We start from the raw sequence: 24,899 nt of genomic DNA on the forward strand, positions 1-24,899 counted from the left end.
TTACTCCCTACCTGTGGGACGGCTCGAGATGTGTTTTCACGACACATTCGTTACCCACGGACGATCGCCAATACGTCTTCGGTCAGCGCCCGGACGGCCTCGGCGTCGGCGGCCTCGACGTTCAGGCGGAGCAGCGGCTCGGTGTTGGACGGGCGCAGGTTGAACCAGCCGCCGCCGGGGAGCTGCACGGTGAGGCCGTCCAGTTCGTCGATCTCGACGCCGTCGCGGGCGCCGAACGCGTCCTTGACCGCCATCATGCGCGCGACCTGGTCGTCGACGGTGGAGTTGATCTCGCCGGAGGCCGAGTACCGCGAATACTCCGCCGTCAGCTCGGACAGCGGGCCCGACTGCTCGCCGAGGGCGGCGAGCACGTGCAGCGCGGCCAGCATGCCGGTGTCGGCACGCCAGAAGTCGCGGAAGTAGTAGTGGGCGGAGTGCTCCCCGCCGAAGATCGCGCCGGTCTTGGCCATCTCGGCCTTGATGAACGAGTGGCCGACCCGGGTGCGCACCGGCTTGCCGCCGTGTTCGGCGACGATCTCCGGGACGCCCTTCGACGTGATCAGGTTGTGGATGATGGTGCCGCCCGGCTCCTTCTCCAGCTCACGGATCGCGACCAGCGCGGTGATGGCGCTCGGGGAGACCGGCTCGCCGCGCTCGTCGACGACGAAGCAGCGGTCCGCGTCGCCGTCGAAGGCGAGGCCCGCGTCGGCGCCTTCCTCGCGCACCTTCGCCTGGAGGTCGACGATGTTCTTCGGGTCGAGCGGGTTGGCCTCGTGGTTGGGGAAGTTGCCGTCGAGTTCGAAGTACATCGGGACGACCTCGATGGGCAGGCCCGCGAAAACCGTCGGAACGGTGTAGCCGCCCATGCCGTTGCCTGCGTCGACGACGACCTTCAGCGGACGGCTGCCCGACAGGTCGACGAGCTTGCGCAGGTACGCCGCGTAGTCCGCGAGGACGTCCTTCTCGGTCACCGAACCGCGCTGGCCCTCGAAGGCGGGCACACCCTGCTCGACGGTGTCGCGGATCTCCGCGAGACCGGAGTCCTGGCCGACGGGGGCGGCGCCCGAGCGGCACAGCTTGATGCCGTTGTACTTCGCCGGGTTGTGGCTGGCGGTGAACATGGCGCCCGGCAGGTTGAGCGACCCGGACGCGAAGTACAGCTGGTCGGTGCTGGCGAGGCCGATCGACACGACGTCGAGGCCCTGCGAGGTCACGCCGTCGGCGAACGCGGCGGACAGCTCGGGCGAGGAGTCGCGCATGTCGTGGCCGATCACCACGGAGTCGGACTCCGGCTTGATCAACAGGGCGAACGCCGATCCGAGGTCGCGGACGAGTGCCGCGTCCAGCTGCTCACCGACCACGCCGCGAATGTCGTAGGCCTTCACGATGCCCGAAAGGTCTGGCACGCCTGCTCCCCGCCAATAGTCTCGTTACAACGCCCTCTGGCGCGCTCGAAAGCCTACCGGCGAGCCCTCGCGTCAGGCGCGGCCGGGCAGGACGCGCAGGTGGCCGCGCCTGCCCGAGGGTCCCTCGGGTTCGGGCTCGGGCGCGGGCTTGTCGGACCGGCCCGCCTCGCGCACGGCCTCGGCCAGCGCGGTCAGCTCGTCGGCAGACGGGTCCGGGGCGGCGAAGGCCCCTTCGTGCCGGACGACTTCCCAGCCCTTGGGCACGGTCAGCCGGAGGGCGTGCGCCTCGCAGAGGTCATAGGAGTGCGGCTCGCTCGCCGTGGCCAGTGGGCCCACGACGGCCGTCGAATCGCTGTAGGCATACGTGAGCGTGGCGACAGCGGGTTCGAGACAACCCGTTCGCGAACACTTTCGTACGCTCCGCACGATCGAGAACGATAGCGCGTCGCGAGCCGAGCGTACCGGCGACACGCGCTTTGAATCGCCGAGCGCGTACCCTTCGGTTCGTGGCGACGGCTCGTGATTCCCGACAGCGACGGCGGATGCGCCGGGACCGGCACGGCCGGGGCCTGCGCGGAGCGCTGTATCCGTCGACCCTTCCCGCCGCCGCTAGCAGGGCGGAAAGGTTCGACGCGCTGGTTTTGGACGCGCTCGAACCGATCGAAGCGCGGTGGCGGCACGAGCTGACGAAGCTCGACGTCGCCGTCGACGACGTCCCCGAAGTTCGCTCGGATGGCGCACCGACCGGAGTGGACGGCGTGTTGCACGACGGCGCCGTCCCGCTCTCGCGGCTCGTGCCCGCCGGCGTCGACCGCGCCGGCCTCCCGACGCGGGCCCGCATCGTCCTCTACCGGCGCCCCCTCGAAGCGCGCGCGAAAGACCCCGGCGAACTCGCGGAACTGGTCCACGACGTCCTCGTCGAACAGGTGGCGGGCTACCTCGGCGTCGAACCCGACGTCATCGAAGGCGAATAACCCCTCACCCTCCGCTTCTCCCCCCAGCCCAGCCCCCGCCCTTCCCCGGGGGGCGTCCCCAGCCCAGTGTATCGCGGGGCGACGACGGGACCTGCGGAAACGGCGCTGGAGCGCCGAGTTGTCCACAAGGGGAAGGGGCTGTGGATAACTGGGGCGCGGGGGCTTGGGCAGGCTCAGAAGGTTCCCAATGTCGCATTTGAGACGCTGAGCGACCCTGATGCGACATTGGGAACCCCGAGCCTCCCGGCCGGAGGCGGGAGATGAGCCCAAGCCGACCGCTGGAATGTCCTGAAGGTCCCCTTTGAGACGTTGAACGTCTCAAAGGGGACCTTCAGGACAGCCGAGAGAACTCAAGAACGCCTCCGCGTAGGAACAGCGGTCAGCAGCGTGAACAGCACCGCCGCCACCTGCGCCAGCAGCAGCAGATTCCGCGTGGTCCCCTGATGCTCCACCACCACCTCCGACGGCGTGGGCGGAACCGAGACCGCCACCTGGTGCCCCCAAGCCCGCACGATCGGCACGGCCTTGCCGTCCACACTCGCCTGCCAGCCCGCCTCGAACTCCGCGGCCAGCACGAGCAGCCGCCCGGTCGGGCCTTCCGAGACGCGCACCCGCACCTCCGGCAGCCCGGCCTGCACCGGTGCCACCCCGGGCGACGCGCCGGGCGCGCCCTTCCCGGTCACGGCCGCCTGCGCCAGTTCCGGCGAGATCAGCGCCACCTGCCCACCGGCGGGCAGCAAGCGCAGCACCGGACGCCCGTCCGAAGTCGGCGCCGCCGGAGCGACCAGGTCCCGCGCGAGTTCGACGAAGGCACCGCCGTCGGCACCGCTCGGCAGGACGACATACGAGACCCCCGAGGCCAAAGCCGCCGCGAAGGCCTGTTTGACGGCATCCGGCGAGCCTTGCAGAAGGTCCCGGCGCCACGAGGCGAGCCGATCGGCGCTGCCGGGCGTCGGCGCGAGTTCGTCGTCGCCGAAACTCGGCAACCGCCCACCGGTCTGCCGGACACCATCCTGAACAGAACCGACCACCAGCACGGAGCGGCCACTCGAAGCCAGCTCCGCGGAAATCTCCGGAGCCAGCGAGGGACGCTCACCCGCCCGCAACGGCCCTTCCCGTCCGGCGACGACCGCACCGGTCGCCAACGCGAGCAGCACCAGCACCCCGGCCACGGCCGTGACCTTCGCCAGCCACGGCGCGGGGTCGACCCCGGACCCGCCTCGCTGCCAGGTCGCCAGCACCGTCCACAGCAACCCCGCGCTGACCACCAGCAGCGGCACCCCGGCGTACCCGGTCGCGTGCGCGCCGCCCGACATCGGCGTCACGGCCACGAACCGCACCGCCACGAGCCCGAGCACCCCCAGCACGACGACCGCGACACCGCCGCCCGCGCCCTTCGACGGCCGGACCACCAGCGCGACGATCGCGGCCGCGACCAGCGCCACCCCGATCGGCCACGCGCCGGGACCGCCAGGGTCCAGTCCGGCGAGATCGGCCCCGGACGCGGCCGTGGCGCCGCCGCCGAGCCCGTGCAACAGCAGTTCCGGATGCCGCAGCAGCACACTCGGCCACGGCAGCAGCAACGCCAGCGGAAGGAACACCACGATGCCGACCGACGCGATCCGCCGCGCGAGCCCGGTCGGCGACGGCAGCACCACGAACCCGATCACGAGCCCGACCAGCGCCAGCGCGTGCGCCAGCGGCGAGAAGGCGCCGATCAGCGCCAGCCCGATCGCGCTCAGCGCGGAAACGTGCAGCCAGCGCGAGTCCGCGCGGACCAGCAGCCCGACGATGCCCGCGATCACCAGGGGCAGCAGCAGGTGCACGACGACGACGTCGAGCCGTCCCTGCGCGACCGAAGCGGTGGCCGCGGGGAGCACGCCGTACGCCGCCGCGACGACGGCCCGAACCCAGCGACGCACGCGAAGGTGCCGAGTGGCGGCGTACGCGCTCAGAGCCGCGAGCGGGATGTCACCGATCAGCAGGATCGCGACCAGTGCCGCCGGACCGCCGATCGGGGCGAAGATCGCGCCGAGCGTGCCCAGCACCGGCAACGTCGCGGGCGCGGGGCTCGCCGTCCCGCCGGCGATCGCGTGCCACGGCGCGAGATACGACGCCCAGATCTCGCCGAGCCCGCCGACCGGCAGCAGTTTCCCGCCGAAAAGGTCCAGCCCGAGCCGGGAACCGTTGACCACGAACGCGAGGGCCGTCAGCACCACGAGCATGATCACCGGCGGGGCGAACACGGTCGCGCCCAGGACGCGTTTCCGGTCCACCTCGACGAACACGAGCTCGGGTTCCGGCCGCCGCGGCACCGGAGACGGTTTCGGTCCCTCTTCCTCGGGAGCCGCAGGCTTTTCGGGAACCGCGACCGCGACGACCCCGCTGGGCCGCCTCAGCCCCGTCCCCCGCGAGCCGACGCCGCGCATCGCTCCCGCGGGCAGCGCGCCGGGCCCGACCGGACGGTCCTGCCCGGCCTTCACCGCCTCCGGCGGGATCCAGGCCCCTTCCTGATCGACACTTTCCGGCACCGTCCCGAGGGCGAAATCCCGTTCCACGCCACGCCGGACGAGACCGACGACACCGGCGCGCACCGCGTTGCGCACCCGCGTCATCCGGCCGGTGAAGAGCCCGCGGACACGGCCCGGCCTGCCCGTCTTCCGGCGTTCGGCGCGGGCCGCGCGCAGCCCGCCGCGGCCGCGCAGCAGGTACCAGGTGGCCCTGAGTTCCGCGCCCGCCTCGCCGGTGCGCCGCAGCAGCAGGAACGCGAGCGCCCGCAGCACCGCGAACAGCGGAATTCGAAAAAGGCCGAACCAATAGGACAGTGGGGAGCAGTTGACGAGGAACACCCGCAGCCCGTGCGCGCGGTTCGCCGTCGCGAGGGAAAGACCGAGGGCATCCGGTTCGCGCTGCCCGGTGCTGAGCGCGCGAGCGTGCCGGAGCCGGGCCGGCGGCACCGAAAGCACCCGCCCGCCCGCGGCGTTGGCGCGCCAGCCGAAGTCGAGATCCTCGCGCAGCAAGGAAAAGCCGGGGTCGTAACCGCCGAGGTCGTGCCAGACTTCCCGCCGCACCAGCGATCCCGCGCTCGGCACGGCGAGCACGGCGGTGTCGTTCTCGTCCGGTGAGATCTGCTGCCGGTGGCCGATGGCGTCGGTCGACAATCCGGCTTCGACGATGAGCCGCGGGTCGCTCCAGTCGACCGCGAGCGGGCCGAGCACCGTCGCGTCGGGCTCGTTTTCGGCCGCTGCCAACAGGTTTTCGAGGCAGTCGGGTTCCGGCGCGCAATCGTCGTGCAGCAGCCAGAGCCAGCCACCGGGATCACCCCAGCGGTCGACGGCGTGCTCGACGGCCTCGCCGACGGCGGCGCCGAAGCCGACATCACGGGAAAGTGTGAGAATTCCGTCCAGGACCGGCGCTTCGCCGACGGACGCCGCGTCGGCGAGGATCTTCGCCGTCCCGTCGGTGGATCCGGTGTCGACCGCGAGGATGTGCCGCGGCCGGACTCCGCTGCGCCGCAGCGCGGAAAGCGCCAGTGGCAACCAGTTCTCGCCGTTGTGACAGACCACAATGGCCAGAACGGGGACCGTGCGCAACACAGGTGACGCGGCAGTGCGGGACAACGGGCACTCCAGATGTGGCGGCGAAGTCGAGTGCCGCCACCCTACGACGCGACCCTGTCACCCGTTGGTGGCCCCACGATGTGGAAGCGGGCGTAAGCGATCTCCGGCGCGCACAGGCCACCGGAGATCGCCGTCACACAGCTCGCTTTTTCAGTTTCCTACGCTCACGTTCGGAGAGCCCGCCCCAAATACCGAACCGCTCGTCATGCGCGAGGGCGTACTCGAGGCACTCGTCCTTGACCTCGCAACCGAGGCAGATCCGCTTGGCTTCACGGGTGGAGCCGCCCTTCTCGGGGAAGAACGCCTCCGGGTCCGTCTGCGCGCAGAGGGCCCGTTCCTGCCAGTCCTGCTCTTCCGCGGAGGCATCGTCGAAAAGCTCGGTGAGATCGCCCAGTTGCTGCTCCGGGACCTCACCCCAACCCACGACTTGCCCCCATTCCCTTCCATCTGCTTCCAACCGCACGTCCGCCTCCTCGCTGTCCACGCACTCCCCAGGCTGGCGGTGTTGAAACACCATCCGCCGCCCCCTTCCAGCGACGAATGACATCACTGTGATTACACCCGTGTAGTGCGGTCAGGTCAAGCGGAGTAGCGAGTTCGGGGGATACCCGCGCGTAGAAGCGCAAGGGGACACGCCGAGAACTTCACATCGGGCATACGGAAGACTGGAGGGGTGCAGAGATCAGCAGTGCGGCCAAGCCCGATCTTCCTCGGCATCCTCGCGGTCACCGTCCTGGGCGGTGTACTGGCGGCTTTCGGCGACACGACCACGATTTCCCGGCAGGACTACGACCCGCTCATCACCATCGGCGTGATCCTGCTCGTCATCGGCGGCTGGGTGGCGTCACTGACGCTCCACGAATTCGGCCACGCCGTCGTCGCCTTCCGCGGTGGTGACCACAGCGTCGCCCACAAGGGTTACCTGTCCATGGACGTCCGGAAATACACGGATCCGATCCTGTCCATCGTCCTGCCGTTGGTATTCCTCGTCATCGGCGGCATCCCGCTGCCGGGCGGCGCGGTCTGGATCGAACACGGACGCCTGCGGTCACGCGGGGTCCAGTCGTGGGTTTCGCTCGCCGGACCGCTGAGCAACCTCGGCGTCGGTGTCGCGCTGACCCTCGTCATCGCGCTCGTGCCGATGGCGAGCGGGCTCGTGATCGGGCTTTCGTTCCTGGCGCTGCTTCAGATCGTCACGTTCATCCTGAACATCCTGCCGATCCCCGGCCTCGACGGCTGGGGCGCGATCGAGCCGTACCTTTCGCCCGGGGCGCGCGAGTTCGGCGCGAAGGCCCGGCCGTGGGCACCGCTGGCGCTGTTCGCCGTGCTGATCGCCATCCCCGGAGCCAGCGGCGTGTTCTGGAATGTGTCCTACGCGGTCTTCGACTCCGTCGGAGGGTTCACGCTCGCTGCCCAATACGGACAAGACGCGTTCATGTTCTGGAAGTGAGCTCGCCGTCAGGGTGCTCGGTGAACCATTCGTGCGCCCGCTTCCAGACGCGTTTGAGGCCGGACCGCTCGCCGAGGTAGTCGCCCGCCATGCCGACGACCGGCAGCTTCCCGAGCGCACGGTGGAAAAGACGGCCGCGAGGCCGCTTCTCCAGTTCGTCGACGATGCCGAGCAGACCCCGGCCGAGGCGCCACAGCGTGCCGGCGGCCGCCTTCAGGGTGATCTTGCCGTGCTTCTTCTTCGCGTCGTCGAGTTCTTCGGTGAGCTTCGCCGCTTCGTCGTCTTCGGCGGCCTTGTCGTGTTCGGCGTGTTTGCCCGCCGCGATCACCGGATCGATGTCGCGTTCGAAAAGGACCCACGCGATCAGCCGGACGCGGGCGCCGACGTCCGTCACGCCGTACTCCCCCGCGATCGCGCACAGCAACACGCCCTGCGCCGCCGAACCGAGCGCGTCCTGCACGGGCAACCGGTCGGCCAGCGCGCCGCCGAGACCGGGGATCGCGGTGATCAGCGCGGTGAAGCGGCCGACCCGGTTCACCCACCAGTCCGTCCGCTGGTAGTTCGACATCTCGGCCCACGCCGCCGTGCCGGGCACCTTGACCGAGGTGATCCCGTTGAGCAGCTTGTCCTTCAGCCCGGGCTCGACGCCGTCGAGGTCCTCGTGCCTGCGCCCCCTGGCCTGGAGACCGAACGGATCCGCGTCACGCAGCGCGTCGACCATCGGCCCGCAGGCGCGGACGAACGGCCGCAGCACCGCCACGACCTGACGGTCCGAAATCGCTTCACCCACTGCTAGCTCCCTTCGCCCTGCCGAGACCGCCACCCAGCGCCAGTGCTCCCGGCAGCGCCCCGCCGCCGATCAGCAGCAAGGCCCGCCAGTCCTGTATCAGCACCAGATCACCACCGGGACCGGTCACGCCCATCACGAGTACGACTAGTACCCAGACGAGCAGCGGAATCACCGAAAAGGAGGGCCGCACCACTTTCGCGGTCGTCCGCACCAGGAGCGGAGTGGTGATCACCGCGAGCACCACGGTCACCGGCATGGGCGCGTCCCCGAGCTTCGGCAGCACGATCCCGTCGAGCCGGAGCGGCAGGAAGAACAGTTCGAGCAGCCCGAGCAGGAACGCGTCGAAGGTCAGCAAGGCCAGCAGCAGACGCTGCCGCGAGGTGAGCGGCGGGTTCACCTCGCGAGTCCCCCGAACAGATCGGCCGCGGCGCCCTCGGCAGGCCCGTGCGCGAGCACGAAGTACTCGTTCGGGGTGATCGGCTGCGCGATGTCGTTGCTCAGCGCGAAGTGATCCGCGAGATGCGGTGGAGCGGGCACGCTGACCTGGGTCTCGTGCGCCCGGAGCGCGGCCGCCTTCGCCGGGATGTGCGCGCCGACGTCGACGACGGTCGTGATGGTCTCGTCCGGCGTCACCGGCAGTTCGCCGTCTTCGGGGACCCGGAACGGAGAGCGTCCGCGCAGCGCGGCGAGGCCCGCTGCGACGGCGTCGCGGGAAGAAACCGTGTGGAAGACCCGCTCGACCGACGCGGCCTTCGGCGCCGCGGCCATCGTGACCTCGTGCGCGCGGATGTGGTCCGGATGCCCGTAACCCCCGAAGGCGTCATACGTGACGACGACCTGGGGCCGGACCTCGTCGAGGATCTCGGCGAGCTGCGCCGCCTGTTCGTCGAGGTCGCCGCCGGAGAACGCGCGCGGATGGGCCGCGGACGGCGTCCCGGCCATGCCCGAGTCACGCCAGCGGCCGATCCCGCCGAGATACCGGTGCCGGGTGACACCCAGCGCCGCGCAGGCCGACGCCAGCTCGCCCGCGCGGTAGCCGCCGAGCTGGTCCGAAGCCCACGAACCGAGACCGTCGAGGGACGGCGGGATGACCTCGCCTTCCTCACCGAGCGTGCACGTGACGACGGTCACTTCGGCGCCTTCGGCGGCGTAACGCGCGATGGTGCCACCGGTGGTGATGCTCTCGTCGTCCGGATGGGCGTGTACGAGCAGCAATTTGGGCAGATCGGAGATCACGGCTTGAAGACTAATTCGAACACGGCGCGCTTTCCTTTATAGGGTGTCGGGAACGGAAGCCGGAGAGCACCGACCTTAGTCGGGCGACTCTCGGTTATCCTCGCGCGAGTCACGGGCATTGCGCCGTGACCATATGTACCCCCACGAAGGGCATCTTGGTGAGCACTGAAGCAGCATCGTCGGACCTCGGCGGCGTGTCGGGTTCGGTTCTGTCCATCTCCGACCTGAGCGTCTCGTTCCCGACCGACGAAGGCGTGGTCGACGCCGTCAAGGGCATCGGTTTCGACGTCAAGCCGGGTGAGATCGTCGCGGTGGTCGGCGAGTCCGGTTCCGGCAAGTCGGTGACCTCGATGTCGGTGCTCGGGCTGCTCCCGAAGACGAGCCGGATCGCGGGCGAGCTCCGGCTCGGCGACCGCAACCTGGCCGACCTCAAGGAGAAGGACCTCCAGAAGATCCGCGGCAACCAGGTCGCGATGATCTTCCAGGAGCCGATGACCGCGCTGAACCCGGTCTACACCGTCGGCTGGCAGCTGCGCGAGGCGCTCCGCTCGCACCAGGACATCTCGAAGGAAGCCGCCGACAAGCGCGCCATCGAGCTGCTGGAGATGGTCGGCATCCCGAACCCGCCGCTGCGCTTCAAGCAGTACCCGCACCAGCTCTCCGGTGGTCTGCGGCAGCGCGTCGTCATCGCGATGGCGATCTCGTGCGACCCGAAGGTCATCATCGCCGACGAGCCGACCACGGCGCTCGACGTCACCGTGCAGGCGGAGATCCTTGGCCTGCTGCGCAAGCTGCGCGACACCCTCAACACCGCGATCGTGCTGATCACGCACGACATGGGTGTGGTCGCCGACCTCGCCGACCGCGTGGTCGTGATGTACCAGGGCAACATCGTCGAAGAGGCGCCGGTGCGCGACCTGTTCGCGTCGCCGTCGCAGGAGTACACCCGCAAGCTGCTCGCCGCGGTCCCCGTGCTCGGCCAGCGGCCGGAAGGCCGCCGCCTGCTCGACGACTCCGGCATCGACGCCGACAGCGACGAGGCCTCGAAGATCGCCGAAGAGATCCGGCTCGCCGACGCCGAGCTGGAGGCCGTGATCGAGGCCGACGCCCCGGCGCTCGAGATCAAGAACCTCGTGCTGGAGTACCCCGGCCGTCGCGGCCAGGCGAAGAACCGCGCGGTGGACGACGTCTCGCTGAGCATCGCCAAGGGTGAGATCGTCGGCCTGGTCGGCGAGTCCGGTTCCGGCAAGTCGACCGTCGGCCGCTGCGCGATCCGCCTGCTGACCCCGACCGCGGGCACCGTGTCGATCGCGGGCAAGGACATCACGAACATGTCGAACAAGGACCTGCGCCCGCTGCGCCGGTACTTCTCGATCGTGTTCCAGGACCCGGCGTCCACACTGGACCCGAAGATGACCATCGGCGAATCGATCGCCGAGCCGATGGTGCTGCACAAGTTCCTGCAGGGCAAGGCCCTGAACGAGCGTGTGGCGTCCCTTTTGGACAAGGTCGAGCTCGGCGGCCACTACCGCAACCGGTACCCGCACGAGTTGTCCGGCGGCCAGCGCCAGCGCGTCGCCATCGCCCGGGCGCTGTCGCTCGACCCGGCGCTGCTGATCGCGGACGAGCCGACCTCGGCGCTGGACGTGTCGGTGCAGGCGCGCGTGCTGGACCTGTTCCTGGACCTGCAGCGCTCGCTGCAGTTCGCCTGCCTGTTCATCAGCCACGACCTCGCCGTCGTCGACCTGCTGGCCGACCGCGTCGCGGTGATGCAGCACGGCAAGCTGGTCGAGGTCGGCACGCGTGACCAGGTGCTGCACTCGCCGCGTGAGGACTACACCCGTCGTCTGCTGTCGGCCGCTCCGGTCGCGGACCCGGTGCTGCAGGCCGAGCGGCGTGCGGCCTGGGAGGCGGGCAAGCTGGCCCCGGTGGCCGACTGAGCCTCAGAGATACGCGAAGGCCCCCTTCGCCGCGCTGGACGCGGTGAAGGGGGCCTTTGTGCATCTGGACGACACTCGCGTGTCTGGAGGCGTAACTCGCGTGATTGAGCGCGTAACTCGCGTGTCTCCCGGCCGGATGTGAGAGTTACGCCTCCAAGCACGCGAGTTACGCCTCTGATCACGCGAGTTACGCCTCCCGCTAGGGGGACCTGACAGCGTGTCGCGAAAGCCACTTTCGCGACGTCTGATGTCCCGAAAGTGGCTTTCGCGACACCTGGCACGGTGCACGAACGCCGCTCCGGGCCTGAAGCGCGTGAAGGCCCCCTTCCCTCGGCTGAGCCGAGGGAAGGGGGCCTTCACGCGCTGAAGAGGGCCTTACGCCTTCTGGCGGCGCTGCCGCGGGTCGAAAGCGTCCCGCAGGCCGTCACCGATGAAGTTGATCGTCAGCGAGATCAGCACCAGCACGACGAACGGGCCGAAGAACAGCGCCGGCCGCGCCTGGAGCTGCGCGTAGTTCTCGAGGATGACGCGGCCGAGCGAAGTGTCCGGCAGCTGCACCCCGAGCCCGATGAACGACAGTGCCGCCTCGATCAGCACGGCCTGCGCGATCGCGAGGGTCGCGTTGACCGTGATGAGGCCGACCATGTTCGGCACCAGGTGCTTGAACACGATGTGGAACGTCCCGGCGCCGGACGCGCGGGCGGCGTCCACGAACTCGCGCTGGGACAGCGACATCGACTCGGCCCTGGCGATACGGGCGATCGGCATCCAGCCGAAGGCCGCCAGCACCATCGCGACGATGTACCAGGTACCGCCGCCGAACACCTTGGCCAGGATGGCCGCGGCCGCGATCTGCGGGACGATCAGGAACAGGTCCGTCACGCGGGAGATCGCCGAGTCGGTGAAGCCGCGGAGGTACCCCGCCATGGCACCGAAAACGGTGCCGATGGTGGTGGCGACCAGCGACACGATGAGCGCGATCAGCAGCGAGTACTGGGTGCCGCGCAGGATCTGCGACACCATTTCCTTGCCGACCTGCGTCGTGCCGAGCGGGTACTCCGAGCTGGGCTTGGCGAAGGACGGGAAGGAACTGTCTTCGTAGCTGTAGGGCCAGAAGATCGGCATGATCAGCACGGTGAGCACGAGCAGCAGCAGGACCGCCGTGCAGATCATCGCCAGCTTGTGCCGCAGGAACTTGCGCAGGACCAGCTTGCCCTGACTCTGCGGCTCGGGCAGCGCCTCGGGCGGAAGCGTGCCATCGGCGGGCTTGGAACCTTCCGCCGCGATAAGGGAGTTCAAGTCAGCCAACGCGAATCCTCGGGTCCAGGATGCCGTACATCAGGTCGGCGATCAGGTTGGCGACGATGATGCTGCTGGCGATGAGCACCAGCCACCCCATCATCACCTGCGTGTCGCTCTTGGTCACGGCTTCGACGAGCAGCTTGCCCATGCCATTCCAGTTGAACACCGTCTCGGTGATGATCGCGCCCGAGAGCACGGCACCGAAGTTGACGGAGAACAGCGTGGTCACCGGGATGAGCGCGTTCCGGAAGGCGTGGCGGAAGATGACCCGGCCGTTGGCGAGTCCCTTGGCACGCGCGGTCCGCACGTAGTCCGCGTTCAGCGTCTCCAGCATCGAAGCGCGCTGGAACCGGCTGTACGCGGCGAAGCTGATCGCCATGATGGACAGCGTCGGCAGCAGATACGCGCCGACGTAACTGGCGAGGAAACCGCCTGGACCGTCGAAATTCAGCGATTCCGGGCTCGTGGTGCGGATCCACGGGTTACCGAGCACATCGGACAGTCCCAGGTCGCGGACCCAGCCGTTGAACTCGATCGCGTAGCGCTTGAGCACGATGGCGACACAGAAGATCGGCATCGAGAACAGCAGGAAGGCCAGCGTGGTGGCGATGTAGTCGATGATCGAGTACTGCTTGACCGCCGCGACCACACCGACGAGGACGCCGAGCACGAGCGCGAGGATCTCGGCGCCGACGACGAGCTTCAAGGTGACCTCGAACGCGGCCATGACCTTCGGGAACACCGGGGCCTGCGCGTTGCCCTGTGCGATGGAAACGCCCCAGTCGCCGGTGACGAAGTTGCCGAGCCAAGTGAAGTACCGGGGCACGATGCTCTGGTCCAGGCCGAGCTGCGAGGCCATCTGCGCGATGGCTTCCTTGCTCATGGCCGGGTTGCTCTTCATCTCGGCGAGCGGGTCACCGGTGCCGGCGACCATGACGAAACACAGGAAAGTCCCGACCAGCAGGACGGGAATCGATATCGCCAGACGGCGAAGAATGTAGATCACCAGGTTCAACGAACTGCTCCTCATCCGGGCCTGGCCGCCGAAGTGCTGGACCGCTGCCCGGTTGTCCACCGTAGTGGCGGTAACCCTACGGTCAACAGCTACTTCCGGCGGGTACGGGGCCCGGCTTGTGGCCGGACCCCGTACCACCAGGATCGCGTAAGCGAGTGGTGAAAAAGCGGGGCGGAAGCCCTACTTCTTCTGCTCCCACTCACCGACGTTCCACAGGACACCGTTGTACGACTGCATGTAAGTGCGGTCGATGCCCTTGAACGCCCACATGGACGGGGTCTGGAACAGCGGCAGCGTCGCGTACTCGTCCGCGATCGCCTGGTCTGCCTTCTGGTAGTTCTCCAGCTGCACGGCCTCGTCGGTGGCCTTCACGGCCGCCTCGAAGGACGAGTCGATCGTCGGGTTCGACAGGCCCTGGTAGTTCTGGCTGCTGTCGTCGACACGGGTGATGTAGATCGACTTCTGCTCGGCCTTGAACGGAGCGGCGGACCAGCCGAAGAGCGCGGCGTCGTAGTCGCTGGCCGCGAGACGGCCACCCTTCAGGAAGTTGGCGTCCTGGTCGTCCGTGATCTCGATACCGGCGGCCTTGGCCTGCGAGATGATGATCTCGACGGTCTGCTGACGGCGGGTGTTCTGGTTGTGCGAGATCTTGAACGACGCGCGCTGGCCGTTCTTGGCGAAGATGCCGTCGCCACCCTTGACCCAGCCGGCGTCGGTCAGCGTCTTGGCCGCGGCCTCGGCGCCCAGACCGGCCTTGCTGCTGTACAGGTCCTTGAAGCCCTGCTCGCCCGGCATGAACACGATGCTGTTCAGCGGGGTCGCGTCGGCCTGGACCTCCTTCAGCAGCTTGTCGGTGATCTCCTGGCGGTTGACGACCTCGAAGAACGCCTTGCGCAGGTCCTTGTCCTTGAACATGCGCTTGTAGTTGAGGTCGATGTGCTCGAAGGTCAGCTGCGAGGCCGAACCGTAGGTGATGCCCTGGGCGGCGAGGCCCTTCATGGTGTTCGCCGCGGTGGCGTCCGGCTGGGTCGAAGCGGCGATGTCGATCTCACCGTTCTGCAGCGCGGTCGCCATGGCCTTGGTGTCCTCCATCGCCTTCACGACGATCTTGGAGGGGCCACCCTTGCCACCGATCCAGTTCGGGTTCTTCTCGAGCGTGACGGCCTTCTGGTTGGCGTCGAACGCGGTGATCTTGTACGGACCCGAAGCCGGCATGACGTCGGCCTTGAAGCCCTTGAACCCGTTGGTCCAGAAGTCACCGGCCTTCGCCAGCTGGGCCGCGTCGCTGGTCGGGGTCAGCTTGGTGATGTCGGCGACGCCCGAGTTCTTCTCGACGATGTGCGCGGGCATGATCGCGGTCGAGTTGAACAGACCCTTGTAGTCCAGGTACGGCTCGGTGTACCGGGTCTCGAAGGTCAGGTCGTCCTTGCAGGTCGCCTGGTCGATCAGCTGGTAGCCGGTCGTCGAAGCGGCGAGGAAGGCCTGCTTGCCGTCGGAGGTCTTCGCCTTGCCGGAGTGCGCAAGCCACGACAGGTACATGTCGTCGCAGTCGAACGCCTCGTTGTCCGACCACTTGACGTTCGGCTTGATCTTGTAGACGACGGTCTGCGGCGACTTGGAGGTGACCTCCCAGGAGTCGAACACGTCGTTGTTCAGCAGCACCTTGTTGTTGCCGTCGAGCACGTCGGCGCCCGCGAGCACGGCGGTCAGGATGTAGGTGTTGTACGACGTGTTGGTGTCGGGCGTGTCGTTGTTGTAGCCCGAGTACCCGTCGTCGATACCCACCGTGACGGTGCCTTCGTACCCCGGGGTGTCCGCGAGCTTGAAGTTTTCGCCGTTCTGCGCCTTGCCGGTCGCCATGCTCTTGATGTCGGTCGACGACCCGTTCGGGTCGGTACTGCCGCTGTCGCCACCGCTGCATGCGCTCAGCACAAGCGCGGAGGCCGCGACCAGCGACCAGGCGGAGACTGCCTTGGACTTCCTCATGAAGTGTGCCCTCCTAGCACTGGGTTCCTGAGATCGGAACAGGACCCCACACCGCTCCGGTGAGATGGCCCGGAGCTTATGACACGCCAAGCAACACTCATTTGGCGCACTGCGGGTGCACGCTAGAAAGGAAATGCACGAACAGTCACCAGTTCCGGGGCGATCGTGACCAAAGGGTAACTTGCGGCTGACATCAAGAAATACAGTGGTTACCTTGAGGAATCAGTCCACCACTCGAACGTGCCGGGAAAGGTCACCCTCCAGGGTCCGGCTCGGACTCGAAACGGCTACTTCGGACCCCGTGTCCAGTTCACCGCGGACCCGAAAGGGCCCACCATAGGAGGACCAGCGGTTACTCCGGAAATACCAGAGCCGATGGCCAGGGTATCGGCCAGCTGGAACAACGGAATGGCAACATTCCGACGCCACAATTCCGGTTCCAGGGCCGAAAGCGTGTCGGCCACCGGGGTGGCGCCGGTCAGCGCGGCGTCGATCGAAGCCTGCAGCGCCGGATCGCAGAAGCCCAGCGGGTTGCCGGGGACGACGGCCTTGGTCTTGTCGGTGAGCTGATCGGGGCGGCAGCCGAAGGTGGACGCCAGCACCGAAGCGACGTCCGCGCCGCCGGTGACCTGGCCGATCACCGCGATGTCGATGCCGACGTTGCCCGCGCCCTCCGGCGTCGTCTGCTGGACCCCGTTGAGCACCGGCATGGCCAGCATCGTCGAGAAGAGCTCCCTCGGCTGCGGAGCGATCGCGTTGACCTCGATCCCCGCGGCCACCAGTTGCGCCGTCAGCTCCTTGGCGATCGTCGCGTACGGCTCCTGTTTGGCGGGCGAGGCCACGACCAGCGAAAGGTTCTTCCCGTTCTTCCGCCAGGTGCCCGCTTCCTTGGTGTATCCGGCGGATTTGAGCAGTTCCTCGCCCTTGGCGGGATCCGCCGCCGACGGCGGCCCAGGGGCCGGGATCGTCGGCTGGAAACCGGGTGCCGACGGGACGCGGACCTGCGCGTCGGCGCGGAGCTTGTCGGACGGGCCGCCGTCGGTCGCCTCGGTGATCAGCTTGCCGCGGTCGATCAGCGCGGTGACCCCTTCGCGCACCTGGGGATCCGACAGCGTCGAGCTCACCGGCCGCAGGAGGATCTGCGCGACCGTGGGGCGCGCGACCGTGTGCAGCTGGACGGCCGAGCCGAGCTCGCCGAGCCGTTTGAGGCCGGTGCCGTCGGTCCTCGTCATCGCGAACTGGTCGTTGCCGCTGCGCAGGGCGGCCAGTGTGCCGTCCTGATCGGCCGCACGGAGCACGATCCGGTCGAGGGCGGAGGGTTTCTCCCAATAGCGCTCGTTGCGCTCCAGGGTGATCTCTCCGCGCGCCGTGTCGAGGCCCTTGATGGAGTACGGGCCGCCGACCGCCGGGAATGTCGTCGCCAGCGCGCCCTGCCACCCGTTCGGGGCGTCCTTGAGCAGATGCGCGGGCAGGAGGTTGCCGAAGAGCGTCTGCCAGCCCGGATACGGCTTCGCGAAGGTGACCTCGACCCGCTTGCCGCCTTCACGCGATTGGATGTCCGAGATCAGCCGGTAGCCGGCGGCCCCGATGACGCCCGGCTGGTCGCGCATCGCCTCGCGGAGATAGGCGAAGTCCTCGGCGGCGATCGGCGCGCTGTCGGACCAGGAGGCGTCCGGGCGGATCGTGTACGCGACCGTGAACGGCTGCTGCGAGACGACCTCGGCGGACTTCATCAGGTTCTTGTCCAGCTCGAAGCTGCCGTCGTCCTTCGGGCGGAACACCGACGGGAGCAGCAGCTGCGAAAGCGCCGACGTGACCTGGGAAGCGTCGGCGAGGTTGTGCGGGTTGTAGCCGCCGAGGACGTCGTCGACACCCACGACCACCTGCGAAGGCGTCTTCGTGGTCGACGTGCTCACCGGGGAGGCCGAGGAGCTGACCACGGGCGGGGGCGGGGTGTTGCTGCAGGCGGCGAGGAGCACGGCCGCGCACGCCAGCATGGACGCCGCTGTGGTCGGTGACCGCACGCCTTGATCCTCCCGGTTTGTCCCTCGCCTGGTCGCCATAGAGCTATCACGCGCGCCATGGCCTCGGCAGCGAGATTCCCATATCGGCCCGGTCGTCGCCCGACCGGATGCCGTCCTCCTCCGGTGGACGTCCGGGAGGCCCCCGGGGTTCCTGCCGGGCCGTGGCTTTTCGGCGGCGCCGAAGCGCGCTCGCTCCACAATCGGTTCCGCAAACCCGGAACATTCCGGAACGGCCGCCGGAATGTTCGCCACCGCACGATTGATGACCGAAACGATCGAGACCGCGAGTCCTATCCGGACGCAATTAGGGTCTTTTGTTTCGCGCCCGCCCGGATCCGCGTTCCCGGCCCGGCGCGCGGGGCCGCTCCGCCGCCGTTCCGTCCGGGGTGTTCCGGTGTTGTGAACACCGTCCGAAAAGGAGTTCGGCTTTGCCTCGAAATTGTCGGGAAAGGACCTTTCTTTAACGAAGAACGCCTGCCCGAATACGGTGCGTGACCGCATTGGGACCCGGAAACGCCGGAGGGCGCCTACTCACGGTGAGTGAGCAGGCGCCCTCCGGCGCGGGACGATCGGGGGTCAGCCGCGGTTCTTGTTGCGGTTGCGCTCCTTGGCGCGCTGGTTGACGTCCAGCGTGACCTTGCGGATCCGGACGACGTCGGGGGCGACCTCGACGCACTCGTCGACGGAGCAGAACTCCAGCGCCTCCTCCAGGCCCATCTTGCGCGGGCGGGCCAGCGTCTCCATCACGTCGGCGGAGGACTGACGCATGTTGGTCAGCTTCTTCTCCTTGGTGATGTTGATGTCGAGGTCTTCGGCACGCGGGTTCTCGCCGACGACCATGCCCTCGTACACCTCGGCGCCCGGCTCCACGAAGAAGGTGCCGCGGTCGGCGAGCTGGATCATCGCGTACGCGGTGATCGGGCCGGACCGGTCGGCGACCAGCGAACCGGAGTGGCGGGTGCGGATCTCGCCCGCCCACGGGAAGTACCCCTCGAACACGTGGTTCGCGATCCCGGTGCCGCGGGTCTCGGTGAGGAAGTCGGTGCGGAAGCCGATCAGGCCGCGCGCCGGCAGGACGTAGTCGAGCTTGATGCGGCCGGTGCCGTGCCCGCCCATGTGCTCCATGCGGCCCTTGCGGGCGGCCAGCAGCTGCGTGATGCCGCCGAGGTGCTCCTCCGGGGAGTCGATCGACAGGCGCTCGAACGGCTCGTGCAGCTTGCCGTCGATCATCTTGGTGACCACCTGCGGCTTGCCGACGGTCAGCTCGAAGCCCTCGCGGCGCATCTGCTCGACGAGGATGGCCAGCGCCAGCTCGCCACGGCCCTGGACCTCCCAGGTGTCGGGGCGCTCGGTCGGCAGCACCTTGATGCTGACGTTACCGATGAGCTCCTGGTCAAGGCGCGCCTTCACCAGGCGGGCGGTGACCTTGTCGCCACCGCTGCGGCCGGCCAGCGGCGAGGTGTTGACACCGATGGTCATCGAGATGGCGGGCTCGTCGACGGCGATCCGGGGCAGCGCCTCCGGGTTCTCGACGTCGGCGAGGGTGTCGCCGATGGTGATCTCCGGGATACCGGCGATGGCGACCAGCTCGCCCGCGCTCGCCTCGGTCGCCGGGACGCGGGTGAGCGCCTCGGTGACCAGCAGTTCGGAGATGCGGACGTTCTGGATGGTGCCGTCCTCGCGCATCCACGCCACGGTCTGGCCCTTGCGCAGGCTGCCGGAGTGGATGCGGATCAGCGCGATCCGGCCGAGGAAGTTGGACGCGTCGAGGTTCGTGACCAGCGCGCGCAGCGGGCCTTCGCGGTCGGCGAAGGGCGGCGGCACGTGGCGCATCAGGGTCTCGAACAGCGGGTCGAGGCTTTCGCTCTCGGGCACCGCGCCGTCGGCGGGCTGCTCGAGGCTCGCCTTGCCCGCACGCGCGGAGGCGAAGACGACCGGCAGGTCGAGGATCGCGTCGAGGTCGGCGTCCTCGATGTCACCGGCCAGGTCGAGCAGGAGGTCGTGGGTCTCTTCGACGACCTCGGAGATCCGGGCGTCGGGCCGGTCGGTCTTGTTGACGACCAGGATGACCGGCAGACCGGCTTCGAGGGTCTTGCGCAGCACGAACCGGGTCTGCGGGAGCGGGCCCTCGCTGGCGTCGACCAGCAGCACCACCCCGTCGACCATGGACAGGCCGCGCTCGACCTCGCCGCCGAAGTCGGCGTGACCGGGGGTGTCGATGACGTTGATCGTCACCATGCCCTCTTCGGTCTTGCGGCGGATGGAGGTGTTCTTCGCGAGAATGGTGATGCCCTTTTCCCGCTCGAGCTCCCCGGAGTCCATCACGCGATCGACGAGTTCGGCGCGTTCCTCGAAGGCGCCGGACTGCCGGAGCATCGCGTCGACGAGGGTCGTCTTGCCGTGGTCGACGTGTGCGACGATGGCGACGTTGCGCAGGTCGGGCCGGGTCTTGCCGGACGAGCGGCCGGCATCGACTGCGGTGGCGCTGGCTGCGGGCACGCGAAGGCTCCAAAGGGTTTCAAGTTCGGGTGTGGTGCCCACGCTCGCGCGTTCGAGACACGCCTGGCCGACTTTGGCCATACGCGGACCACACCAGGATACCGGTACCCCGGATGTGAGCAGCCCCACGCCCCAAGATCGGTTAGGCTCACCTAACGTGTAGAGGTCGCCGACACGGTCGGACAAGGAGCGCGCGTGGGCAAGAAACTACCTGACGACCCGCACAAGCTCGTGCGCAAATGGATGAAGTCCGGCAAGGTCAAGAAGAAATGCTGCCGGTCGAAGTCGAGGTGCGGCAAATGCCCCGTCCTCGCCCTGAAAAAGGCGAAGACGAAGATCGCGAAGGCCGCTTAGAAGATCGTCAATGCACCACCGCCTCGTTGATCGCCCGCAGTTCCGGCGCGGTCCTGGTCGGCGAGAACTCGATCACCTCGTAGGCGGCCATGTGCTTGACCGAGAAGGGGTCGGTCGCGAGGATCGCGTCCAGCTTTCCCCTGGCCATGGGCTTGGTGATGAGCACGCCGCCGATGCGCGGGTTGCGCCTGCCGGAGGCGAGGAAATTACCGTGCTCGTACTGTTTGGTCAGCCAGTCCGCGTGGTCCGGGAGCACATAGTCGATTTCTTCGATGGGCGCTGTGTAGGTCAACAGGACGACAAACATGAGTCGAAGGTAGACCCGCATCGCCAATATGACGGGTGTACTGCCCCGGCCGATATGAAGTGTTGACGCTACGTGCCCGTAATGAGTGATCCGCGCCTGCTTTTTCGGTTGCGGTAGGATCATGGTCATGCGCGCGCAGAACGCTCAGTGGTGGCCGCCCTCCGGCGGCCCCGAAGTCCTGCGCTGAACCAGACGAGCGCACCACCAGGCCGCCCCACCGGGCGGCCTTTTTCGTGCCCGGACCCTGGGGCGGCCCGAATCCGGAAGGAAGAAGGCAGATGATCAGGTTGTCCGGGATCACCCCGTCCGGCCACGTCCACGTCGGGAATCACCTGGGGGCCATCCGGCGCTGGGCGGACGAGGGCGGGCCGGACGACCTGTACTTCGTCTCCGACCTGCACGCCATGACGAACGCGCACAATCCCGCGAAGCTGCGTTCGATGGCCTCCGAACAGCTGGCCGTGCTGATCGCGGCCGGGATCGAGCCGGACCGCGTGTTCGTGCAGTCCGACATAGCCCGCGAGCTGGGCGCCCTCAACTGGGTCCTGGAATGCACCTGCAACTACGGCGAGGCCGCCAGGATGATCCAGTTCAAGGAGAAGTCGAAGGGCCGGGCCGGGGTGCGGCTGTCCCTGCTGACCTATCCGGTGCTGATGGCGGCGGACATCCTGCTGCAGGGCGCGGACGAGGTCCCGGTCGGCGAGGACCAGCGGCAGCACGTCGAGCTGGCGCGAACGCTGGCGAAGCGGTTCAACTCCACCTACGGCGACGTGTTCACCATGCCGAAGGCGGTGCTGCCGCCCGCCGGCGCGCGGGTCATGGACTTGGCCGAGCCGACGCGGAAGATGTCCAAGTCGACGAAGGAAGAGGCCGGGGTGGTCTTCGTCCTCGACGAGCCCGACCAGGTCCGGCGGAAGGTCAAACGCGCGAAGACCGACGGCGGGTCGAAACCGGCCTACGCGCCGGAAACCCGGCCGGGGATGGCGAACCTGCTGGACATCCTCGCGGCGTGCGTCCGGGAGAAGCCCGAGGACCTCGCCGACCGGTTCGACTCCTACGGCCAGGTGAAGGAAGCCGTCGCCGAGGCGCTGATCGAGGAGCTGCGGCCGGTCCGGGATCGCGCGCTGGCGCTGCTGGCCGACCCCGGTGAGCTGGAACGGGTGCGCAAGGCGGGTGCCGTCCGGGCGGCGGAACGGGGTGAGCACCGGTTGCAGTCCGCGCTGCGGCTCATCGGCGCCGGCTGAACAAGGCGGGCTGAAGGGGCCCATCGCCGCATCAGACGAGGTGAAGGGGACTTTCACCGCATGAGACGCGGGGAAAGTCCCCTTCAGCTCTCCTCGGCCAGGAGCGCGGCCAAGGCGGGCAGGAGGACGCGGTCGGCGGGAAGCCAGTCGAGGTCGTCGAGGTCGCGCGCGGAGATCCACCGGACGTCCTTGTGTTCCACCGCCCGCGGCTCGTCCGCGGCGCTGACCAGCGTCGCGGCGTAGATCCGCAGCACTTTCCCCTTCGGCAGCGGCACGTCGTCGCCGACCCGGCCCGCGACCGTGACGGCGACGTCCAGCTCCTCCAGGCATTCACGGGCCAAGGCGGCTTCGTCGCTTTCGCCGTCCTCGACCCGCCCGCCCGGCAGTTCCCATTGCCCGGCGTGGTCGGCCGGCCAAGCCCGCTGCTGCGCCAGCAACTGTCCGTTCCGCACGAGGGCGGCACCCACGATCACCACGCGCTCACCCTACGACCGGGCGTGAAGGCGCGAGTTGCGCCTCCAAGCACGCGAGTTGCGCGCCTGGACACGCGAATCACGCCGTGTGCCGAAGTCACGCGCCAGGCCGCGCCGCCTGCCAGACGACCTGGAAACGCGCCCCGCCATCGGGTGACTCGCCGACGCGGACGCGGCCCCCTCGGCGCCGGACGGCCTCCGCGACCATCGCCAGGCCCAGCCCGGTGCCGCCGGACGACCGGGCCCGCGAATCGGACACACGGTAGAACCGGTCGAACACCCGCTCCCGGTGTTCCGGCTCGATACCCGGCCCGTCGTCGTCGACCACCACCCGCACGGTGGACCGCGCCGCGAGCACCGACACCACGATCTGGCCCCGCGCGTACCGGCAGGCGTTGCGAAGCAGGTTGCTCAGCACCAGTTCGACCTCGGCGTGCGTGGCCAGCGCCCACGCGGCCCCGACCGTGCCGCTCACCCGGATCTCCGGCGCGCCGGCGGGCATCCGCGCGACCGCGGCCCGCACCTCGCTCACCAGCTCGACGGGTTCCGCGGGCGGGACCTCCCCCGCGTCCGACCTCGCCAGCGCCAGCAACCCGTCGAGCAGCGCGGAGAGCCGTTCCGCTTCCTCGAGGATGTCGGAAAGCGTCTCCTGCGAGAGGTCGGGATCGGGATTGGCGACCGCGACCTCGGCCTGCACGCGGATCGACGCGACCGGCGACCGGAGCTCGTGCGCGGCGTCCCCGGTGAACCGGCGAAGCCGTTCGGCACCTTCCTCCTGCCTGGCCAGCAACGCGTTGAACTCCTCCGCCAGCGCGCGGAGTTCGTCGTGCGAGTCCGGGAGCGGCAGCCGCGCGCCCGGCGGGAGCACCCGCACCGACCCGCGCATCCGCGCCACCGGCCGCAACGCGAACCGCACCAGCAGCCACGTCGCGATCCCGGCGCCCACCGCGCCGACGGACGCGACCACGAACAGCCACAACCCGCCGGAGTGCACAGCGGTCGCGAAGCCGACCAGACCCGCGCCCGCGACGACGAGCCGTTGCTGCCCGTCGGGAGCGGTGACCACGGTGCCCGCCCAGCGCCAGCTGTGCTCTCCGCCGGTCGTGACCGGTTCGCCGGCTTTCAGCGCGCGGACGTCCGCGGGGCCGAGGTTCGCGGGCGGCAGGCCGTCCACCGGGCCGCCGCCGGTGTCGAGGACGCGGACGGTGACCGCCGCTCCGGACGGCGTCCGCCCCGCGGCGACGTCGGCCTTCGCGGTGTTCAGCTGGGCGCTCAGCTCGTCGTCGACCGAGCCGATGAGCAGCGGCTGGAGGTTGTCCCCCGCGACCGCCGCCAGCCCGAGCAGGAACCCGAGCGTGACGGTGGCCGTGAGCAGGGTGATCCGGACCTCCAGCGATCGGCGGCGCCACCAAGACGGCGAGCCGATCACCCCTGTCCCGCCGGGGCGATCACTTCGTCGAGCTGCGCGTCCGAGGCCAGGTAACCGTGCCCGCGCACGGTCCGGACCAGCGCGCCCGCACCGACCGCGTCGAGTTTGCGGCGCACGTAACCGACGTAGACCTCGACGACGTTCCGGGTCGCGGCCTGCTCGTCACCCCAGACGGCGCGCAGCAGCTCGTCCTTGGTGACGACCGTTCCCGCGCGGCCGGCCAACACCTCCAGAAGCGCGAACTCGCGAGGGCTGAAGGCCACTTCGACGCCGTCGTAGCGGACCTGTCGCAGGCTCCGGTCGACTTCGAGCGCGCCGATGCGCAGCGGCCCGCGGATGGCGTCCGGCGAGGCCCGCCGCAGCACCGCGCGCACCTGCGCGACCAGGACGACGAACGAGAACGGTTTCACGAGGTAGCCGTCGGCGCCGAGGTCGAGGCCGTCCGCTTGGTCGACCTCGCCGTCCTTCGCGGAGATCATCAGCACCGGCGTGGTGACACCGAGCGCGCGCAGGCGTTCGAGCACGCGATACCCGGAAAGACCGGGAAGCATGATGTCGAGCAGCACGACGTCGAAGGAACCCGTCTGCGCGAGCCGCAGGCCGCTGGGCCCGTCGGCGGCCGTGACCACGTCCATGTCCTCGGCGCGCAGCCCCCGCTGCAACGCCTTGCGCACGCCGGGCTCGTCGTCGACCACCAGTACTCGAGGTTTCACGTCCCTCATCATTCACGCTTCGACCAGCTCACGCGCGACCTCTCAGCGCCATCTCAGCTCCGGCGGCGGAGTCTGAGTGGTGTCTCAGCGTTTCCGGGGAAGCGTTGTCGCCAAGACCCGAGCACACTGGGGTTCGG

21 protein-coding genes are annotated in these 24,899 nt (G+C 68.9%); 5 read left to right on the forward strand and 16 right to left on the reverse strand.

Annotation, left to right across the window (positions count from 1 at the left end):
• Positions 1–50: 50 nt before the first annotated feature.
• Positions 51–1,406 (reverse strand): phosphomannomutase/phosphoglucomutase, encoded by a 1,356-nt coding sequence (locus DMH01_RS05465; RefSeq protein ID WP_125673983.1) that lies wholly within the window; start codon positions 1,404–1,406, stop codon positions 51–53.
• A 72-nt stretch (positions 1,407–1,478) separates the two neighbouring features.
• Positions 1,479–1,832 carry a DUF3499 domain-containing protein gene (locus tag DMH01_RS05470; protein ID WP_073848429.1) on the reverse strand — a complete coding sequence of 118 codons (354 nt, stop codon included), beginning with the start codon at positions 1,830–1,832 and terminating at the stop codon, positions 1,479–1,481.
• Positions 1,833–1,948: 116 nt separating this feature from the next.
• On the opposite strand from DMH01_RS05470, the gene DMH01_RS05475 reads away from it, so the two are divergent.
• Entirely contained in the window at positions 1,949–2,380 is a 432-nt protein-coding gene (locus DMH01_RS05475; RefSeq protein ID WP_007028954.1) for a metallopeptidase family protein, read from the forward strand.
• A gap of 350 nt (positions 2,381–2,730) precedes the next feature.
• Here DMH01_RS05475 and DMH01_RS05480 read toward each other — a convergent pair whose 3' ends face one another.
• Both DMH01_RS05480 and DMH01_RS05485 read right to left on the reverse strand, forming a co-directional pair.
• Positions 2,731–6,000 carry a glycosyltransferase family 2 protein gene (locus tag DMH01_RS05480; RefSeq protein ID WP_233621406.1) on the reverse strand — a complete coding sequence of 1,090 codons (3,270 nt, stop codon included), beginning with the start codon at positions 5,998–6,000 and terminating at the stop codon, positions 2,731–2,733.
• Between the two features lie 133 nt (positions 6,001–6,133).
• Complete coding sequence (locus tag DMH01_RS05485; RefSeq protein WP_007028952.1) at positions 6,134–6,517, reverse strand: WhiB family transcriptional regulator; 384 nt, start codon at positions 6,515–6,517, stop codon at positions 6,134–6,136.
• A 171-nt stretch (positions 6,518–6,688) separates the two neighbouring features.
• Between DMH01_RS05485 and DMH01_RS05490 the strand changes: the two genes are divergently transcribed.
• Entirely contained in the window at positions 6,689–7,450 is a 762-nt protein-coding gene (locus DMH01_RS05490; protein WP_125674357.1) for a site-2 protease family protein, read from the forward strand.
• On the opposite strand, the gene DMH01_RS05495 is transcribed toward DMH01_RS05490, so the two are convergent.
• From DMH01_RS05495 to mshB, 3 genes are read right to left on the reverse strand one after another with little or no spacing between them, the layout of a single operon-like run.
• Positions 7,434–8,240 (reverse strand): hypothetical protein, encoded by an 807-nt coding sequence (locus DMH01_RS05495; protein ID WP_125673984.1) that lies wholly within the window; start codon positions 8,238–8,240, stop codon positions 7,434–7,436. The two genes, DMH01_RS05490 and DMH01_RS05495, sit on opposite strands and share 17 nt — an antisense overlap.
• Entirely contained in the window at positions 8,233–8,637 is a 405-nt protein-coding gene (locus tag DMH01_RS05500) for a hypothetical protein (RefSeq protein ID WP_125673985.1), read from the reverse strand. The genes DMH01_RS05495 and DMH01_RS05500 overlap by 8 nt, the downstream gene beginning before the upstream one ends.
• Positions 8,634–9,476, reverse strand: coding sequence for an N-acetyl-1-D-myo-inositol-2-amino-2-deoxy-alpha-D-glucopyranoside deacetylase (gene mshB / locus DMH01_RS05505; RefSeq protein WP_125673986.1), 843 nt, complete (start codon positions 9,474–9,476; stop codon positions 8,634–8,636). The genes DMH01_RS05500 and mshB overlap by 4 nt, the downstream gene beginning before the upstream one ends.
• 158 nt (positions 9,477–9,634) lie before the next feature.
• Here mshB and DMH01_RS05510 point away from each other — a divergent pair, with 158 nt between their 5' ends.
• A complete protein-coding gene (locus DMH01_RS05510) occupies positions 9,635–11,416 on the forward strand; it encodes an ABC transporter ATP-binding protein (protein ID WP_199745368.1) in 1,782 nt (593 codons plus the stop codon).
• Between the two features lie 375 nt (positions 11,417–11,791).
• On the opposite strand, the gene DMH01_RS05515 is transcribed toward DMH01_RS05510, so the two are convergent.
• The 5 genes from DMH01_RS05515 to typA form a co-directional block, all read right to left on the reverse strand.
• A complete protein-coding gene (locus tag DMH01_RS05515) occupies positions 11,792–12,724 on the reverse strand; it encodes an ABC transporter permease (protein ID WP_125673987.1) in 933 nt (310 codons plus the stop codon).
• Positions 12,717–13,733 (reverse strand): ABC transporter permease, encoded by a 1,017-nt coding sequence (locus DMH01_RS05520; protein WP_125674361.1) that lies wholly within the window; start codon positions 13,731–13,733, stop codon positions 12,717–12,719. Before DMH01_RS05520 ends, DMH01_RS05515 begins: the two co-directional genes overlap by 8 nt.
• 180 nt (positions 13,734–13,913) lie before the next feature.
• A complete protein-coding gene (locus DMH01_RS05525) occupies positions 13,914–15,719 on the reverse strand; it encodes an ABC transporter family substrate-binding protein (RefSeq protein ID WP_125673988.1) in 1,806 nt (601 codons plus the stop codon).
• Between the two features lie 287 nt (positions 15,720–16,006).
• The gene (locus DMH01_RS05530) at positions 16,007–17,716 is read right to left on the reverse strand and encodes an ABC transporter family substrate-binding protein (RefSeq protein WP_125674363.1); all 1,710 of its coding nucleotides are present in this window, start codon (positions 17,714–17,716) and stop codon (positions 16,007–16,009) included.
• A 603-nt stretch (positions 17,717–18,319) separates the two neighbouring features.
• Positions 18,320–20,242: a translational GTPase TypA gene (typA, locus tag DMH01_RS05535; protein WP_125673989.1), complete on the reverse strand. Its 1,923-nt coding sequence runs from the start codon at positions 20,240–20,242 to the stop codon at positions 18,320–18,322.
• Positions 20,243–20,437: 195 nt separating this feature from the next.
• On the opposite strand from typA, the gene DMH01_RS42930 reads away from it, so the two are divergent.
• On the forward strand, positions 20,438–20,596 hold the full coding sequence (locus tag DMH01_RS42930; protein ID WP_007028942.1) for a hypothetical protein: 159 nt from the start codon (positions 20,438–20,440) through the stop codon (positions 20,594–20,596).
• 7 nt (positions 20,597–20,603) lie between these two features.
• On the opposite strand, the gene DMH01_RS05540 is transcribed toward DMH01_RS42930, so the two are convergent.
• Positions 20,604–20,903, reverse strand: coding sequence for a YciI family protein (locus DMH01_RS05540; protein ID WP_125673990.1), 300 nt, complete (start codon positions 20,901–20,903; stop codon positions 20,604–20,606).
• Between the two features lie 278 nt (positions 20,904–21,181).
• Between DMH01_RS05540 and trpS the strand changes: the two genes are divergently transcribed.
• The gene (gene trpS, locus DMH01_RS05545) at positions 21,182–22,147 is read left to right on the forward strand and encodes a tryptophan--tRNA ligase (protein WP_125673991.1); all 966 of its coding nucleotides are present in this window, start codon (positions 21,182–21,184) and stop codon (positions 22,145–22,147) included.
• Between the two features lie 83 nt (positions 22,148–22,230).
• Here the strand turns inward: trpS and DMH01_RS05550 are convergent, their stop codons facing one another.
• From DMH01_RS05550 to DMH01_RS05560, 3 genes are all read right to left on the reverse strand, one after another.
• Complete coding sequence (locus DMH01_RS05550; protein ID WP_125673992.1) at positions 22,231–22,623, reverse strand: (deoxy)nucleoside triphosphate pyrophosphohydrolase; 393 nt, start codon at positions 22,621–22,623, stop codon at positions 22,231–22,233.
• Positions 22,624–22,717: 94 nt separating this feature from the next.
• Positions 22,718–24,049 carry an ATP-binding protein gene (locus DMH01_RS05555; RefSeq protein WP_125673993.1) on the reverse strand — a complete coding sequence of 444 codons (1,332 nt, stop codon included), beginning with the start codon at positions 24,047–24,049 and terminating at the stop codon, positions 22,718–22,720.
• On the reverse strand, positions 24,046–24,774 hold the full coding sequence (locus DMH01_RS05560) for a response regulator transcription factor (RefSeq protein WP_125673994.1): 729 nt from the start codon (positions 24,772–24,774) through the stop codon (positions 24,046–24,048). Before DMH01_RS05560 ends, DMH01_RS05555 begins: the two co-directional genes overlap by 4 nt.
• Positions 24,775–24,899: the final 125 nt, after the last annotated feature.

The sequence above is a fragment of the Amycolatopsis sp. WAC 04182 genome (genome assembly GCF_003947465.1).
Taxonomy (GTDB): domain Bacteria; phylum Actinomycetota; class Actinomycetes; order Mycobacteriales; family Pseudonocardiaceae; genus Amycolatopsis.

Coding starts and splice junctions, on each gene's coding strand:
- DMH01_RS05475 (WP_007028954.1), top strand. CDS start 1,949: ATGCGCCGGGACCGGCACGGCCGGGGCCTGCGCGGAGCGCTGTATCCG.
- DMH01_RS05485 (WP_007028952.1), bottom strand. CDS start 6,517: ATGGTGTTTCAACACCGCCAGCCTGGGGAGTGCGTGGACAGCGAGGAG.
- DMH01_RS05525 (WP_125673988.1), bottom strand. CDS start 15,719: ATGAGGAAGTCCAAGGCAGTCTCCGCCTGGTCGCTGGTCGCGGCCTCC.
- DMH01_RS05530 (WP_125674363.1), bottom strand. CDS start 17,716: ATGCTGGCGTGCGCGGCCGTGCTCCTCGCCGCCTGCAGCAACACCCCG.
- DMH01_RS05540 (WP_125673990.1), bottom strand. CDS start 20,903: ATGTTTGTCGTCCTGTTGACCTACACAGCGCCCATCGAAGAAATCGAC.
- trpS (WP_125673991.1), top strand. CDS start 21,182: ATGATCAGGTTGTCCGGGATCACCCCGTCCGGCCACGTCCACGTCGGG.
- DMH01_RS05560 (WP_125673994.1), bottom strand. CDS start 24,774: ATGATGAGGGACGTGAAACCTCGAGTACTGGTGGTCGACGACGAGCCC.